This is a genomic window from Mucilaginibacter sp. cycad4 (assembly GCF_034263275.1).
Classification (GTDB): Bacteria; Bacteroidota; Bacteroidia; order Sphingobacteriales; family Sphingobacteriaceae; genus Mucilaginibacter.
Genome location: NZ_CP139559.1, coordinates 1,097,439 through 1,114,868 on the forward strand (window position 1 = coordinate 1,097,439; position 17,430 = coordinate 1,114,868).

12 protein-coding genes are annotated in these 17,430 nt (G+C 42.9%); 3 read left to right on the forward strand and 9 right to left on the reverse strand.

What is annotated here, in order from left to right; genetic code table 11:
* Positions 1-3: 3 nt before the first annotated feature.
* Both gltB and SNE26_RS04710 read right to left on the reverse strand, forming a co-directional pair.
* Positions 4-4,521 (reverse strand): glutamate synthase large subunit, encoded by a 4,518-nt coding sequence (gene gltB / locus SNE26_RS04705; RefSeq protein WP_321558210.1) that lies wholly within the window; start codon positions 4,519-4,521, stop codon positions 4-6.
* Between the two features lie 548 nt (positions 4,522-5,069).
* Positions 5,070-5,351, reverse strand: a complete 282-nt coding sequence (locus SNE26_RS04710; protein WP_321558211.1) for a pyrimidine/purine nucleoside phosphorylase — start codon at positions 5,349-5,351, stop codon at positions 5,070-5,072.
* A gap of 164 nt (positions 5,352-5,515) precedes the next feature.
* Here SNE26_RS04710 and SNE26_RS04715 point away from each other — a divergent pair, with 164 nt between their 5' ends.
* Positions 5,516-6,082: a DUF6252 family protein gene (locus tag SNE26_RS04715; protein ID WP_321558212.1), complete on the forward strand. Its 567-nt coding sequence runs from the start codon at positions 5,516-5,518 to the stop codon at positions 6,080-6,082.
* A 79-nt stretch (positions 6,083-6,161) separates the two neighbouring features.
* On the opposite strand, the gene SNE26_RS04720 is transcribed toward SNE26_RS04715, so the two are convergent.
* Positions 6,162-6,596, reverse strand: coding sequence for a hypothetical protein (locus tag SNE26_RS04720; RefSeq protein ID WP_321558213.1), 435 nt, complete (start codon positions 6,594-6,596; stop codon positions 6,162-6,164).
* A 234-nt stretch (positions 6,597-6,830) separates the two neighbouring features.
* Here SNE26_RS04720 and SNE26_RS04725 point away from each other — a divergent pair, with 234 nt between their 5' ends.
* Positions 6,831-7,382, forward strand: coding sequence for a sugar O-acetyltransferase (locus SNE26_RS04725; RefSeq protein WP_321558214.1), 552 nt, complete (start codon positions 6,831-6,833; stop codon positions 7,380-7,382).
* Positions 7,383-7,523: 141 nt separating this feature from the next.
* Here SNE26_RS04725 and SNE26_RS04730 read toward each other — a convergent pair whose 3' ends face one another.
* Complete coding sequence (locus SNE26_RS04730; protein WP_321558215.1) at positions 7,524-8,309, reverse strand: DUF817 domain-containing protein; 786 nt, start codon at positions 8,307-8,309, stop codon at positions 7,524-7,526.
* Between the two features lie 3 nt (positions 8,310-8,312).
* Positions 8,313-9,083, reverse strand: coding sequence for an oxygenase MpaB family protein (locus SNE26_RS04735; RefSeq protein ID WP_321558216.1), 771 nt, complete (start codon positions 9,081-9,083; stop codon positions 8,313-8,315).
* A gap of 340 nt (positions 9,084-9,423) precedes the next feature.
* On the opposite strand from SNE26_RS04735, the gene SNE26_RS04740 reads away from it, so the two are divergent.
* Positions 9,424-11,358 carry a sulfatase-like hydrolase/transferase gene (locus SNE26_RS04740; protein ID WP_321558217.1) on the forward strand — a complete coding sequence of 645 codons (1,935 nt, stop codon included), beginning with the start codon at positions 9,424-9,426 and terminating at the stop codon, positions 11,356-11,358.
* A 101-nt stretch (positions 11,359-11,459) separates the two neighbouring features.
* Here SNE26_RS04740 and SNE26_RS04745 read toward each other — a convergent pair whose 3' ends face one another.
* The 4 genes from SNE26_RS04745 to SNE26_RS04760 are packed head-to-tail and all read right to left on the reverse strand — an operon-like array spanning position 11,460 to position 17,280.
* The gene (locus tag SNE26_RS04745; protein WP_321558218.1) at positions 11,460-12,980 is read right to left on the reverse strand and encodes a family 10 glycosylhydrolase; all 1,521 of its coding nucleotides are present in this window, start codon (positions 12,978-12,980) and stop codon (positions 11,460-11,462) included.
* A gap of 8 nt (positions 12,981-12,988) precedes the next feature.
* Complete coding sequence (locus tag SNE26_RS04750; protein ID WP_321558219.1) at positions 12,989-15,427, reverse strand: TonB-dependent receptor; 2,439 nt, start codon at positions 15,425-15,427, stop codon at positions 12,989-12,991.
* A gap of 40 nt (positions 15,428-15,467) precedes the next feature.
* Complete coding sequence (locus tag SNE26_RS04755; protein WP_321558220.1) at positions 15,468-16,916, reverse strand: N-acetylmuramoyl-L-alanine amidase; 1,449 nt, start codon at positions 16,914-16,916, stop codon at positions 15,468-15,470.
* 1 nt (position 16,917) lies between these two features.
* Entirely contained in the window at positions 16,918-17,280 is a 363-nt protein-coding gene (locus tag SNE26_RS04760) for a BlaI/MecI/CopY family transcriptional regulator (protein WP_321558221.1), read from the reverse strand.
* Positions 17,281-17,430 lie beyond the last annotated feature (150 nt).

Genomic DNA, 17,430 nt, shown 5'->3' on the forward strand with positions numbered 1-17,430 from the left:
TTCTTAGCCTATAGTTTGATATTGTGATTTCTCTAATACTTTTTTATACTCTCTCGGATATACCTTTACAAACTGGGTTGATGCTTCGTTCCAGTTGTTCAGGATCTTTTGTGCAAGCTTGCTGCCTGTTAAATTGATGTGCTTACGCAGCAGGGTAAGGATCTGTTCTTCATCCTGCACGCTCAGCGGGTCAAGGTCAACCATTTCGGTATTGCAGTTTTCGGCAAAGGTGCCTTCGGGGTTATAAACCCAGGCTATACCGCCGCTCATGCCGGCTGCAAAGTTGCGGCCCGTTTTACCAAGAATCAATGCACGGCCACCAGTCATGTATTCGCAACCGTGATCTCCTATGCCTTCAACAACGGTTGTAGCACCTGAGTTACGCACCGCGAAACGTTCGCCGGCCATACCACCGATGAATAACTCACCAGATGTAGCTCCATAAAGGGCTACGTTACCGATGATGATATTTTCTTCGGGGATAAAGGTTGCATTGGCTGGCTGGTATACTGCAATTTGAGCGCCTGAAAGGCCTTTGCCCACATAGTCATTAGCTTCGCCTTCCAGCTCAAATGATACGCCTTTGGTAGCAAAAGCAGCAAAGCTTTGACCTGCCGAACCTTTGAATTTATAGTTGATGGTATTATCAGGTAAACCCGCGGAACCATATACTTTTGAAATCTCGTTTGATAATAGGGTACCAATGGTACGGTTAACGTTGATCACATCAAATGAGGCAAATACCGGGGTTTTATCTTCAATGGCCGGTTTTGCAGTCTCCCACAATTTCCAGTCAAGGATATCGGCCATGCCATGATCCTGTGATTCGCTGTTGTACAGGGTCATGCCTTTAGTGTTGGTAACCGGGTGCAGGATGCCGCTCAAGTCGATCTTTTTGGCTTTCCAGCTTTGCAGGTTATCTTTCACTTTCAGGAACTGTACGCGGCCAACCATTTCATGAATGGTGCGGAAACCAAGTTCGGCCATGATCTCACGTAACTCTTCGGCCATAAAGCGGAACAGGTTAACAACGTGCTCAGGTTTGCCCGAGAATAATTTACGCAATTCAGGGTCCTGGGTGGCAACACCTACAGGGCAGGTGTTCAGGTGGCATTTACGCATCATGATACAACCGCCTGCAACAAGGGCCGCAGTAGCAACACCCCATTCTTCGGCACCCATCAGGGCTGCGATAGCCAAATCCCTGCCGGTTTTCAGCTGTCCATCTGTTTGCAATACCACGCGGCTGCGCAGTTTATTGCGTACCAGTGTTTGGTGAGCTTCGGTTAAGCCAAGCTCCCATGGTAAACCTGCATGTTTGATAGAGCTTATCGGTGATGCACCAGTACCACCGTCGTAGCCGGCGATCAGGATCACATCGGCATGAGCTTTGGCAACACCTGCCGCAATTGTACCTACACCGGCTTTTGATACCAATTTAACGTTGATACGGGCAGCACGGTTGGCATTTTTAAGGTCGAAGATAAGCTGTGCCAAATCTTCGATAGAGTAAATATCGTGGTGCGGCGGAGGCGAGATCAAACCTACACCCGGGGTAGAGTGACGGGTTTTAGCGATCCAGTCGTCAACCTTGTGGCCCGGCAGCTGACCACCTTCGCCTGGTTTAGCACCCTGTGCCATTTTTATCTGTAGTTCGTCGGCGTTAGTAAGGTAGTTTGAAGTTACCCCAAAACGGCCCGATGCTACCTGTTTGATAGCCGAACGCAATGAATCGCCGTTTGGCAATTTGTCATAGCGCATTTCATCCTCACCGCCCTCGCCGGTGTTGCTTTTGCCGCCAATGCGGTTCATGGCAATAGCCATGGTACTGTGCGCCTCGTGCGAGATAGAGCCGAATGACATGGCACCTGTAGCAAAACGCTTCATGATGCTTTCTGCAGGTTCAACCTCATCAATGCTGATAGATTCGCGGTGGTGGGCAAAATCAAGCAGGCCACGAATGGTAAAATGCTTTTCAGTTTGCTCATTAACCACCTTAGCATAGTTTTTATATACCTCGTAGCTGTTGCTGCGTGTAGCATGCTGCAACAGGTGAACGGTAGTAGGGTTAAACAAGTGGGCTTCGCCGCGGCGTTTCCACTGGTAAATACCACCTTCGGGCAGCAGGTTATCAGCACCTTTGGCCTCAAAGCCCATTTTGTGTTTGCAAAGTGCTTCGCGGGCAATTTCGTCAAGGCCTAAACCGCCTATACGGGTAACCGCGCCGTGGAAGTATTTGTCAACTACGGTTTTGTTCAAACCAAGGATCTCGAATACCTGTGCACCGTGGTATGACTGCAATGTGGAGATCCCCATTTTTGAGAAGATCTTCAGTAAGCCGTCATTAATAGATTTAACGTAGTTATTACGCAGTTTTTTGATATCGTAGCTGGTTTCAAGGCTGCCATTGTCCTTAAGCGTTTCGATGGTTGAAAGCGCAAGGTATGGATTGATAGCAGTTGCACCGAAAGCCAGTAAGCAGGCAAAGTGGTGAACTTCCCATGCATCGCCGGTTTCAACAACCAGGCCTACAGCACCACGACGGCCTTTGCGGATCAGGTGGTGGTGTACTGCAGATACAGCTAACAGGGTAGGGATAGGGGCGTGCTCAGAATCAACCGCACGATCCGAAAGGATCAATACTTCGAAGCCGTCGTCAACAGCATCCTCGGCGTAACGGCAAAGGCGCGCGATACCTTTTTCCAGTGAACCTGGCAGGCCATCAGCCTTAAAGTATGTTTGCAGTGTTTTGGCGTGGAACAGGCCGGTATCGATACTGCGCAGCTTTTCCAACTGGTGGTTTTTTAATATCGGGTGTTTCAATACCACGCAATGGCAATGCATTTTATCTTCATCCAACAGGTTGCCATTGTTACCGATGAAGGTAGCAAGGCTCATTACCAGACGCTCACGGATAGGATCGATTGGCGGGTTGGTAACCTGTGCGAAGAATTGTTTGAAATAGCTTGACAGGTGCTGAGGTTTATCAGAAAGGATAGCCAAAGGCACGTCGGTACCCATTGAACCTACAGGTTCCTTGCCGTCAAGGGCCATCGGTTTAATAATGGTGTCGATATCCTCACGGCTGTAACCAAAAACCTGCTGATAACGGTAAACCGAAGCTTCAGACAAGCTGGCGAAAGCCAGGCGCGGTTCTGAAAGCTCGCTCAGGTTAATTTTATAATTTTCCAGCCAGCGGCCGTATGGCTGCTGTGAAGCAACTTGTTTCTTGATCTCCTCATCGGTGATGATGCGGCCTTTTTCAGTATCGATCAACAGCATTTTACCAGGCTGCAAACGGCCTTTGCGTAAAACGGTGCTTTCGTCGATAGCTAAAGTACCGGCTTCTGAGGCTGCAATGGCGCGGCCATCATTGGTAATTACATAACGCAATGGGCGCAGGCCGTTACGGTCAAGCAGGGCACCTACAAGTTTACCATCGGTAAAGGTGATGGCGGCAGGGCCGTCCCATGGCTCCATCAGGGTAGCGTGGAATTCATAGAATGCCTTTTTAAGCGGATCCATGGCTTCGTTGCCATCCCATGCCTCAGGTACCAGCATCATCATTACGTGCGGTAATGAACGGCCGGAATGCAGCAATATTTCAATGATATTATCCAGACAGGCAGAATCCGACTGGTTGTTATCGATCACCGGCAACAGCATGTCCATTTCTTCGGCAGTAAAGTATGACGAAGCGTATGATTTCAGGCCGGCATAAAACCAGTTTAAGTTACCTGTAAGGGTATTGATCTCGCCGTTATGCGCAATTAAGCGGAATGGCTGGGCCAGTTTCCATGAAGGGAAAGTATTGGTAGAGAAACGCGAGTGGATCATGGCAAAGCCCGATGCAATACGCGGATCTGAAAGATCGGTATAGTATTTACGCAGTTGGTAGGTAGTAAGCTGGCCTTTGTAAATAATTGTTTTACAGCTTAACGATGTAAAATAAAAGTTATCAGAAGCGCCGGCTACCGTTTCAGTAATGGTTTTGTTGATATACCTTCTGAGCACAAACAGCTTGCGTTCAAAATCATCGGCGTTGGTAATATGATGCGGCCTTGCAATATAAATTTGCTCAATATCAGGTTCGGCCTGGCGGGCTGTTTCACCAATAACCGATGAATCAACGGTAAGCTTACGCTCGCCCAGTTTATGTAAACCTAATTTTTCAATAGCGTTGTTAATAATGGTACGGCAGGCCTTTTTCTGGGCCGAATCTTTAGGTAAAAATATCATACCTACACCATACTCGCCGGGTTCCGGCAGGCTGATCTCAAGGTTTGAGCATTCTTCCATTAAAAACTCATGGGGCAATTGTATTAAAATGCCCGCACCGTCCCCGCTCTCGGGGTCGCATCCGCACGCACCGCGGTGTTCCATGTTTTCGAGCATGGTTAACGCGTTATCAATAATTTGGTTGGTTTTATGACCGTTGATATTGGCTATAAATCCCGTTCCGCACGAATCGTGTTCAAATTCCGGTCTGTAAAGACCCTGGTGGCTATCAGTTTGATCCATTGTTTAAATTAAACCGTTTACAATTTTATAAGGGGTGTAACCACGAAGTTACCAAAACTCAAATAAATTATAAAATTTACGGTAATTTTTAAAGATTTCTAAAAAATCAATTATTTAAATCATAATTATTTAACATTATCTCAACAAAAAGAGACAAATATTATGATGTACAAAATGAAAGTACGAAAAAAATTATTTAGAATCAATATAAAGTTATACCAAACTTGTGCAATACATTTATTAAAGCTGACTTTTTAGCTATAACCAAATTAAATTTTGTGGTGTTTCTCTATGTGATTAGTGGGATTTGAGAATGGAAAAGTCCGAGGTCGGTAAGTCGGCAAGTCCGAAAGTAGAATTTTGAAAGATCTCTTATCAAGGTATAGATAAAGCCCAGGGAGTCGATATATTTTAAAAAACCACGTGATAACTTTTGATTTCGAATTATTGTCTGAACCCGAATTTATAGCATTTAAGGAATTAATATGATGCTATGCAAATTCTATAAATTTTCAAAATTCGTTCAATTCGAGTTCAGACAAAATCAACTATCTGTAAGTACACAAATACGAACTCTGCACCCCGGTTTTTACTTTAAATGAAGTATTAGCTTCAACTTCAAAAGTTTGTCCGTTGGTAAAAGTTTGCCATTGGCTTTGGCCGGGTAATAAGGCTTCGAGTGCGCCTTCAATTACGGTCATGGTTTCGTGACTTGATGTGCCAAATTCGTATTCGCCGGGTTCAATAACGCCAATGGTTGAGCGCCCTTGCGGGGTAGTGTATGCCAGTGATTTAACGGCACCTTCAAAATATTCGTTTACGTTGATCATGTTTAAAAATTTCGGTCTAATATGGTTAAATAAAATGAATTGTATTATAATTGGGGCTTAACTATTGAAAGTCGCCGCACCGGCGAATGTTAAAATATGTGAAAAAAGTAATTTCGGTTGTGATTATTACTTCTTAAACATCGTTATTTGCATAAAATTTATATATGAGGAAAATCCAACTATTAATGCTGTTCGTTTTATCAGCTATAATATTCCAGGGCTGTAAAAAGGACGTTGTTACTTCTGCTTCCACTACTTCCGACCAAATACTTGCCGCTACTATAAATGGTACATCATGGATCCCTGATGATGTTACCGCTACCATAAATTATGATGCGAATGCTAACACAAAATCATTTAACGTAGTAGGTACAACAGATCTGAAACGCGTAAAATGGACAATTACTTTAAGTGATGCTAATGCTACTAACGTAAATACTTTTCCGCTGTCTACTTATAAGGTCGATGCTACCAACAGGGTAAATATGGCTTACTTTACATCAACAAGCGGCACAACTTACACCCAGGTGGGTGTGGTTGAGCCGGGTTCGGGTTCGATTATAATTACTTCTATAGATCCATCAAAAAATGTGATAACCGGTACCTATAGCATGACCACCAAAAAAGTAAATTATAATGATGATGGTACCATCGCCTCTATTGAAACATCGCAGATATTAGGTGGTACGTTCACTAATTTGCCTTATACCTTTACCCAGGTGAGTAATTAAATACAGTTAGAAATTATATAACATGAACGCCCCGGGTTGCAATATCCCGGGGCGTTCATGCTTTAAAACCAACCCTTAATTATTGACCAGGACTTGCTGGCCTGGTTGGGCTCGACGGATTAGGTGTCGGGCTTGGTGTTGTTGGGCTCGGCGTATTTGGTATAGGGTTAGGCGTGTTTGGCTGCGGTACCGGGTTAGGGGTATTAGGTGTAGGTGTAGGTGAAGGGTTTGGTGTCGGTGTCGGTGTCGGCGCAGGAGTTGGATTTGGCGCCCGGTTCGGATCGGTAGGTATTGGTGTAGGAGTTGGTGTTGGATTTGGCGCCGGATCTGTTGGTTTTGGTGTTGGTACCGGTGTTTTTGGTTTCTTTTTATCCTTACCTGGCACAGTATCAGTTGTCATTGTGTGTTTTGTTACTGATACACCTGTATTTTGGGTTTGGTGGCCGTTGGCTAAAGCAAATGAGCCGGCTAATGACAGGGCAATAGCTGCGGCTGTTATTCTTAAATTTTTCATATTTTTTTCTTTTTATTTATGAAAAGTTAACTATTAATATAACTTAATGAAAGGGGAATAGTTTTTGAAATTTGAAATGAGTCATGAGCCGGACACCTTAACCACACCTATTGAAGGAAATGACCTGGTAATTTACAACGCACTGTAGCGGAGTTGTAAATTGTTGCCGGGTTGCCGGTTTAAATCTTAAGCACCTATATTTGTATTGATAACCTGTACCTGCAAACATTACCTATGACCGAACTCGAAAAAATGATATCCGGCGAATTGTATAATGCCGGGGATGCCGAACTTGTTGCCGCCCGTGCAAAAGCCCGCCAATTGTTTACACAATACAACGCCACAAGCTATGATGACAAGGAAACCAAAACGGCCCTGTTAAAACAATTGTTGGGAAGCTTTCAGGGCAATATTGATATTCAATCGCCTTTTTACTGTGATTATGGCTTTAATATAATAGCCGGAGATAACCTGTTTCTGAATTTTAACTGCATTATACTTGATTGTGCCCGCGTTACCTTTGGTAATAACGTGTTCCTGGCACCCAATGTTCAGCTTTATACAGCCTATCACCCGGTAATAGCAGCCGAACGGATCAAAGGCCCTGAATATGCAGCACCTATTACTATTGGCAATAACGTGTGGCTGGGTGGTGGTGTAATTGTTTGCCCAGGAGTTACCATAGGCGATAATACGACAATAGGTGCAGGAAGTGTAGTGACCAAAGATATTCCGGCAAATGTAGTTGCTGCTGGAAATCCATGCCGGGTGATCAGAGAATTATGATTTCGGATTTGGGAATTTCGACTTCGGATTTAGGAAAGAGGAGTAAATCAAGTGCCGAGGGCTTTAGATATTAAAAGTTTTAAGAATGAAGTCCCTTTGCGGCTTAGCGTCTTTGCATGAAATTAATGAAGCAGGCATTGTTTAAATCGATAATACCGGCGACGGCTTCGAGCTCTCTTTTAATAATTTCAATTCGGCAACAATGATAAAGCTCACAATCACCAGGAAGGCCCATGAGCTTATTTTCTGATAATCCACTACTGTCCAGGCATGGTGCTGGTAGGCATAGCGCCAGGCTCCAAGCCGGGTAGCTATATTTTCGGCAAGCCAGATGAAAAAGCCAATAAGCATAAATGATAAGATAGTTGGCATGCGGTATGCCTTTCCCTGTAAATGAAAAACTACAACCGACTGCCTGAAAAAATAAAGGATCAGCACACCTATGCCATAGCGTATATCGGGCATAAAATGATTGCTGAAAAAATTAACGTATATCAAAATACCTATAGTGCGGGCGATGTACCGGTTAGGCCAGTTTTGTATTTGCAGATTAAGCCTTCGCCAGGACTGGCACATATAGCTGGCAACGCTTGCATACATAAAGCCGCTGTATAGCGGAACGCCGCCTATTTTCAAATAAGCAAACTCAGGATAGGTCCATGAACCATAATGGACTTTAAAAAGCTCCATCACCAGGCCCAGCAGGTGAAATATGCAAATTACCAGTACTTCATCCTTTGTTTCGATCCCGGTATAATATAAGGCAGCCTGGATAAGCAGGCAGGTTATCAGCATAAAATCATACCGGGGTAAAATACCGGTAAACAGGTGAGAAAGTGCCAGCATGGCAAATACCAACACCGGGAACAGGCAGGAGAGTGCCTGCTGCTGTACGAAGAACCCGAAATGTTTGATAGCTATTTTCATGGATTAATTTAAAGCGTATGCCTGGTCCATTTCCTGGATCTGGATTTTGTATTGCACCGGCAGCAGGGCATCCCTTAAAAACTTTCCGGGTTTAAGGTCCTTTATTGCCTTGTATACTTTTAATACAGGCCAAAGCCAGGCTGTTTTACCCAAAGGCAGTTGTTGGCTAACCTTCGTGGGCACGGTTAGCAACTGTGCCTGCTTCAGGATCTGGTACCGGGCAAAACCAAGGTGTTTTTTATACTGACGATATAAGTCGGCAGTGAAGGCGCTGTTAATTAAGTTGTGTTCAAGGTGTTCTTTGCGCATTTGCAGATAGTGTTGATAATCTAATGGCAGGCCTGTTAGCTGCATTCGTTTACCAACTCTATAAAAAACATTAAACACTTCGGCCTTTTCGGCTGCACTAAGGGGCTTTTCCAGTAATTCATATGAACGGATAGACAGATCGATTAACAGGAACAGCACATCCCGATAAGCCCGGTCGGGTATTTGGGAACCGCGGGCGGTTTCAACGCCTTTATGTATGGCGGTTATTTTATCAATAGCTTTTAATGCTGCTTCGCGCTCCGAAAAGATGATCTGCCGCGAATAGGCAACAGTGCTAAACAGGCGCGCTAAAGGATCTGCAGGGAGTTTACCTGTAAAATAAAGCCAGTCGACAGCCTTATTTAAGGCAAATTCGGCCGCTGCTCCTGCAAAAATGAACAGGATGGTATCAGCCTTGCCCCAGATCCTGCGCACTATCGAATGTTCATCTACAAAAAGATCCATATTATATAATTTTAGTTCCCGGTAAATTGTTATTGAGTACTTTAAAGTTTGACAATTAAAAGTACTTTGTATTGCAAAGCTAATAAAGGATTTCAAGATTTCCAAGAGGAGATATGGATATAATAATGCTTGCATTATTTCATTTCACCTGCCTCTGCCCGTAATATTCAATGTACCTTATTTGCCAACTTAATGTCATTAAATCACTGTTGATTTAGTATTAAATAATTGTAATTCTATTTTCTTTACTTTCGCTTTTTATTAGCTCCCCGGGGAAAATTAGGTTTGATCAATCCCTGCCGCTCAAACCTTTTGGGGAAACTAAAGCAATGTGTTTTTCATGGAAAGTAAATTGAGGTTGGCCGAATATAAAGTGCTTTTATACAGGCTGTTTTTGGGGTATTTGTTTTATTTTATTGCAAGGGTATTATTCTTTGCTTTTAACACACACCTGTTTGCGGTTGATAGCTTATGGGCGCTGCTTAAGTTGTGCTACTATGGTATGGCTTTTGATACTACGGCTCTGCTTTATATTAACAGCTTGTTCATCCTGCTTAGCGTTTTACCCCTAACTGTAAATACCCGGCCCGGGTTTCAAAAGGGGGTGGCTATTCTGTATTTTGTTACTAATTTGTTCGCCTACGCTACCAACTTTGTTGATATTATTTACTATCGCTTTAGCCAGGTACGTTCAACAAAGGCAACACTCGATGTATTGGCCGACGAGAACAACAAAAAGCTGTTGTTTACCCATTTTTCGGAAGCCTACTGGTATGTGATCATCATATTTATATTATGCTCGCTTTGCTGGATCTGGTTATATAACCGGGTAAAGTTAAAACCTGCCGTGGTAAGGGATAAGAAAGTATATTTCTTATCATCTATAGTGTCGTTCCTGCTTATTCTTACTTTGGTAATTGGCGGCATCCGGGGCGATTTCGCGCACAGCACCCGGCCAATCAACATGGTTGATGCCTATAAACACATCACCGTACCTAACCAGGGTGATATTGTGCTGAACACCCCATTCGCTATTTTCCGGACACTGGGCACCAACAACTACAAACTTCAGCATTGGACTGATGAGGCTTATATCAACACCAGCATCAAACCCATAAAACAATACAACACCAGGCCTGCTAATAAACCAAATGTGGTGATCATTATACTGGAAAGCATGGCCCGCGAATATTGGGGCAGTATGAACCGTGATGTTAATATACCGGGATTTAAATCCTATACGCCGTTTTTGGATTCGCTCTCCAATAGCAGCCTTATATTTACCAATGCCTACGCAACGGGCAGGCAATCAATCCACGCCATGTCGTCGGTATTGGCAGGGATTCCCTCGTTTCAAAATGCTTTCACCTCATCGCCTTATGCCAAGCAACACATCCAGTCGGTAGTGTCGGTTTGCGATAGCATGGGGTATCAAACTTCGTTCTTTCATGGGGCAGCCAATGGGTCAATGGGCTTCCAGGGCTTCGGCAGTATTTTGGGATATCAGCACTATTACGGCCGTACAGAATATAACGATGATAAAGATTTTGATGGCATCTGGGGCATTTGGGATGAGCATTTTTTTCAGTTCATGGGGCGCACGCTGGGCAATCAGAAACAACCCTTTATGGCTACGCTGTTCACGCTATCCTCGCATGATCCTTATCAATTGCCCGAAAAATATAAAACGAGGTTTAAGGGCGGTCCGCTGGCTATTGATAAATGTGTTCAGTATACCGATAACTCGCTGCGGATCTTTTTCAATTATGCCAAAGCACAGCCCTGGTTCAATAACACCATTTTTGTGATCACTGCTGATCATACCAGTCAAACCTATTATCCCGAATACAGTAAACAGGTTAACCGTTTTGCTGTGCCGATATTGTTTTACAGCGCGAACAATACCTACAATCTTAAAGGTGTGCGTGCCGACCTGGCCTCGCAAATGGATATTTACCCAACATTGGTTGATTTGATCGGCTATAATAAGCCATTCCGCTCATGGGGCAGAAGTTTAGTAAGTAACCTGCCCGATGAACAACCACGTGTGATCAACTCAACGGGGAATATCTATCAGTTTATGCAGGGTAATTATACTTACCTGTTTGATGGTAAAAACTTCACCGGCATTTTTGCCGTGAGCGATAAAGGCCTGGAGAAAAACCTGATGGCCGCGCAACCCAACACCGAAATGCAAAAGGGCATGCAGGATTGCAAAGCGCTGATCCAGGATTATACGGATAGGATTGTGAACGGGAAACTGGTGGCGAGGTAAGGATTAATAATTTCCTTTCTTGATATTCATTTCCTGCGGCCTTTGGTTAACGCAATTTTTGTGAAGGACCCGTTGACCATAAGTGAAAACGCGGTGCCCACCTATTTTACCGCAATATCTACAATTTCAGAATGCTCACTTTCATTTTTCATACGATCAATGCCTGTGATAACGTAACGATAAGTTTTGCCCTTTTTAGCGGCTTTATCTTCATAAGTACATTGCAGGTTGTATTGTATGTGTATGATGTATTTTGGATCGTCGGTATTTATAACTTCGTTCTCATTAAACCGGTATATTACGTATCCGTAAACCGGCTCATTGTCTTTGGCAGTTACAGGCTCTTGCCAGGTTATAAATACTTTTCCGCTATCTGCCTTTGCTATTGGTTGCCGGGGGGCGTTGGGAGCGATAGAGTCGCGCCATAACATAACAGGTGGGAGGGCAGCATAACGGTAAAAGTTTTTCTTTAACGAATCGGTAAAGCCAAGTGGGTTATTGATAAGGGAGTTTGAGCTAAAGTAAACACTGCCCTGCACACGTGGATTTTTACGGAGATAACTGATTTGTTGAGGTAGTTGCGACGGGATTCTAAACCCGGGTAATTTGTTTTCAATGATGCGATAGGGGGCCTGGCCGATATATAAATGTTTTCCATAAGTGTGTTCACTCCACCAGTTAATCATAACGTCAAACGGTACCAGGCGGTCATTTAAAGGGCGGTAAAGCTGCGGATTAATATAATCAACCCAACCCTCTTCTACCCATTTTTTTGAATCGGCATAAAGTTCATAATAAGAATCTCCTCCATGTGTGTCTGAACCTTTCGGGTTTTGGTACTTATTAGCCCACACTCCTGACGGGCTCATTCCGAATTTGATACGCGGATTGTGTTGATGAATGCTGTCATTAAGCATTTTCACAAGCAGGTTTACGTTGTTGCGCCGCCAGTCATTGATATCGGCAAAACCGGTCCCATATTTTGCAAAGGTTTGCTGGTCATGAATTTGCTGGCCTGCTATATGGTAAGGATAAAAATAGTCGTCTAAATGAATGCCATCTACATTATAGTTGTCGACCACATCAAGAATTACCTGCACAATATATTCCCTTACTTCTGGAATACCGGGATCGAACAACTTTTGCCCTCCGTAAATAAAAAACCACCCGGGGCGGATATTCGTGATGTGGTGTGGACTTAACCCGGAAAAGTTATCGTCTTTAGTGGCACGGTATGGGTTAAACCATGCGTGCAGTTCCATGCCTCTTTCGTGCGCTGCATTTATAGCAAAACTTAAGGGATCATATAAGGGAGCTGGTGCTTGCCCTTGTTTTCCGGTGAGGTATTTTGACCATGGTTCGCGGCTTTTAGCGTACAATGCATCGGCAGCTGGCCTCACCTGTAATATAATCGCATTGATACCTGCAGCCTGGTGGGCATCAAATATGGCCAATAATTCTGTTTGTTGTTGTTCAGTAGTTTCGGCCGGTTTATGCGGCCAGTCTATATTTTCGACCGTGGCAACCCACACGCCCCGGAACTCCCTTTTGGGTGTAATTGTTTGAGCCCTAACCGCACCGGTTGCCAGTAAATAAATCAATATAAAAAGTCTGTAATTCATTTTTGTTTTTAGTTGGCGCCGGCCCTATCTGCTTCTGTTCCGATACTGCTATGATGTGGCCTGCTTAATGCCGATTTGTTTAATTTATAGGTAAATGCTATGCCTATCAGCTGATTATCACTATTGCTCGTTGATGTAAGATAAGCGTTTTGATATTCAATCTGCCGCCTTAGCTTGCGGGTATCAAATATATCACGTACGGTCAATGTGATTGCTCCCTTGTTTTTTAAAATAGTTTTTTGAACCGAACCATTTAAATGCCACATAGGCAGGTATATACCCTGACCGTAAGTAAGGTTATTGCGATAAGATCCATTTATCTCCAGGCCCCAGCCTTTTTTTAATTTAAACTGGTTGTTGCCGCTGATGGTTACTGTCGTAACAGAATTGTTTAAATACGATACATCCAAAATCTCACCGGTATAGTGGTTTCGGTTAATGTCGCTGTACAAATTGATATTCCACCATGGAGTGGCCGGCAATGACAGGTTTAGATATAATCCGTACGCGGTAGCTTTGTCAATATTTACAGGGATAAATGCCAGTGCATAGCCTGTGAGCTGATAATACTGGGCAATGGTATTGTGGGTTTGGCTATAAGCAAACCCGATAGTTACTTTATTACTGTGGTTAAGAGAGATATCAAAGTTATTGGAATAAGCCGGCGCAAGTTTTGGGTTGCCTTTATTGGATGAATACTTATCGAATGTAAATACAAATGAGTTTAGTTGGCTGTAACCAGGTCGCGAAATGCGCCGGCCAAGTGATAATATCAACGTGTTTGCGGCGACGGTATCGAGCTTATAGCTTAGATAAGCTGTAGGAAATAAATTATTGTAATTATATACAACATCGGCGTTAGTGGCTAAAGCAGCATCCTGGTGGTTTGTTCGGGCGTAGGTGTTTTCATATCGTAACCCGATTTGCAGATCAAGTAATGTTGTAGTTTGTTGAAAGTTGATATAAGCCGCGTTTATGTTTTCACTATAACCGAAGCGGCCATTGAGTGAATCGTTGGGAAATGTTTTATCGGCCAGGGTATACAGATACTTGCCGGTGCTGTTCCTGTCGGAATAGGTAGCTTGCAGCCCTGCCGATATTTTGATATGTGTGGATAATTGACTATCGAAATCGACCTTTGCACCAAACACTTTTGTATCAAACGGATTAAAGGTATTGAGGATGTAGCTGCCTGTTAAGGTTTGATCGGGCAATCGGGTACTGCTGTTAATAACTTGTAATGGGTTGGTTGAATAATGTAAGTAATCGGTATTGATGTTAAGTTCCTGCGCTGTGGCCGGGAAACGGTGGCGGAAATTTAAATTGAAGGTATTATTCCTGGTAGTATAATGCAGCAAACTCGTGGTGCTGATCATAGAATCTGCCACATTAGTACTTTTAAATGCTGTTGAATAGAGGCCATTTTCAATATAAGGGCTGATCATTCCGTACACTATAGCGCCTATGCTGTTATGATGATCGATATCATAATCAAACCCCAACTGATAGTTGTAACTTTTGGTATTGCTTGTTTCAGTATTAAATTGTTCCATTACTAACCCGTTGGAACCCTGTTGATAGTGAAATTGCCTGTTACGTTTCGCATCATAAAAATTATTAATGGATGAGTAAGCTATATTCCCGAATATGTTAAATTTATCTACCTTATAATTAAAATTAATGCCCGAATTATTCCTTGAATAAATACCCTGCAGATAACCCATATTCAGGTTAAGGTTAAACCCCTTGGTTTTACCTTTTTTGGTTTTAATATTAATAATACCTGCCGTGCCTTCAGCATTGTATTTGGCCGGCGGATTAGCCATGATCTCAATTTTATCAAGCGTGCCCGAGGGTAGGTTTTTTAAATAATTCAAAAGGTCTTTGCCGGTCAGGTAGCTTGGTTTATCGTCAATGTAAATAACCACACCTTCCTTGCCACGCAGGCTAATGCCATCATCTGTTACAAGTACCGCCGGCACATTATTTAATACGTCAATAGCATTTGTTCCGTTATTACCGATCAGCGCTCCTACATTTATGATAACTCTGTCTGCCCTGTGTTCGATATAGTTTTTTGGTGGCGATAAAACACGCACTTCTTTTAGTTGCCCGGCAATAGGTTTTAAGTTGATGGCGGGCAGTTTGAAGTTTCTGCCCCCCGGGTCGATATTCAACTCCTTTAAAGTATAGGGAGCATAGCCCAAATGGGTTACGGTAAGTAAATAAGTAGCGTTGGCGCTTACAACTAATTGAAAATTCCCCAAACTATCGCTGATGGCGTTGCAGCATATTTTTTCCGAACCCTGCTGTTGCAAGCTGATTGTTGCCCGTTCAACGGGGGCATTTTGATCATCATGAACAGTACCGTTCGCCACAACATTTTGGGCGCTAACGCTTTTAATTAGGCAAAGGGATAGCCATAAAGCCAGTAAAAACTGCTTCATAATGGTAATTAAAAATTTGGATTAGTAGGGCTGCTTACCCTTAATTCTGTTTTGCGGCGTTGTAGGCTACAATGGCATCTACAAATTTTTGTGCCAGTTCATAACGGTGCTGTTCATTAAGTATATACTCCAGATCATGCGGGTTGGTAGCATAGCCAAATTCAATTAAAACTGCAGGCGTAGTGTTTTTCCGTAAAACATAAAGCCCAGGTTTGGCAAAAGTGCTGTCGTTTGTATTAATGCCGCTAAGCTGTCTGAAACTGTTTTTAAGCTGGTTTGCAACCCTCGCCGATAAGCCATGGTTTTGGCCCTGCGGATTATCTTTAACTTCAATACCGTTTGCATTTTGCTGCATTGGTCCCGCAGGGGCGGCATTAATATGAAGGGACACAAAAACATCACCTTTGTGTGATACCCTGTCTTTAAACTCCACATCGCGGTCATTATCGCGGGTAAGCAGGGTGTGAATGCCACGTTGTTCAGCAAGTAATTTGATTTGTCGGGCTAACGCGAGCGTAATGTCTTTTTCATAAACCTGGCCACAAGCAACTCCTTTTTGCGAGCCGCCATGGCCGGGGTCGAGCACCAGCGTAAACAGACCATCTATTTGGGTTGAGGCATATGATTTCTCAATACTGAACTGGTAAACCAGGAGGGTGATAACGGGAATTGTGCATAGGTACCTAAATTTAAACTTTGCCAATGAATGTGCCTGAAATAGCATTTGGATGCGTTTTTTTACCCTGTAGGCGCTAAATTGATTGCTTATCGCCGATGTTGGTGCATTATAAAGTTTGAGTATAAGATGCGCATATTCATTAGCCCGATATACAGAAGTTAGCTCTCTGTCTACCTCAAATTCATGTACCTGCTGTAACTCTTTAGCTATGAAATATATAAAAGGGTTAAACCAGAAAAACGCCTTTAATAATTCGGTAAATAATTGATCGGCTGAATGTACAAGGCGGGCATGTTGCAGTTCATGTGCCAATACCTGTTCCTTCTCACTACTGGTTATTAGCTCATCTTTTAAAAAGATAAAATTAAAAAATGATGAATTGCTTTTAGAAGCGTTTGTGATAAGATAAAAGCCATTGTTTTTTTGTCCCTGATGCATAGCTTTATAAATAATAACAGCTATGCCGGTTAATATTTTGACGAGCAGAACAGCGCAGATAATAAGATAGGCGTATAGTATTAACTGTTGAATGTTGATATGCCCGGTAGCCGCATGTATGGTTGTACTGTCAAACTCGTTATAATCCACAATTACCGGGAGCTTTGTTTCGATGGGTAAGGAGGTATGAAAGGGGAGTGGACGGTGTACTTCAAAGTGTATTGCCGGGATAACTATGCTTATCAAAAGCGATGATAGCAGGTACCATCTGTTTAGGGTGAAAAAAGTTAACCGCCTGAGCAGGACGTAATAGAGGCAATAGAAAATACCCATGCAGGCGGTTGCCTTACTTAAAAATAGGAATAACGCCATATTACTTTTGTTTATTGATAAACTCCCTGATACTTTCTATATCATCTTCTTTAAGCTTTTCTTCCTTTATCATAAATGATAATAATGATTCGGCCGAACCATCGAAATAATTGGTGAAAAGCTTGGTGAAAGAATGTTTGCGGTAGGCAGCTTTACTGATAAGCGGAAAATATTCATGGGTTTTACCATAAGCCTTATGTCCAATATAATTTTTGGTTTCCAGTAATCTCACTACCGACGATATAGTATTGTATGGCGGTTTGGGATCATCGGGCAGGTTTTCAATAATATCTTTAACAAATGCCGATTTCAGGTCCCACAAAATCTGCATGATACGTTCTTCTGTTTTGGTCAATTCCTCCATAATCAAATGTGTAACTTATTTTTCAGTTATACAACTGATTTTTCAGTTTTAATTGAAAACGGCCTAATATTGATCAAACGCTAAAGAAATTGTTATCGTTATATATCCACACTGCCCCAAATTTTCAACATTACCCTAAAACCCCTGCCA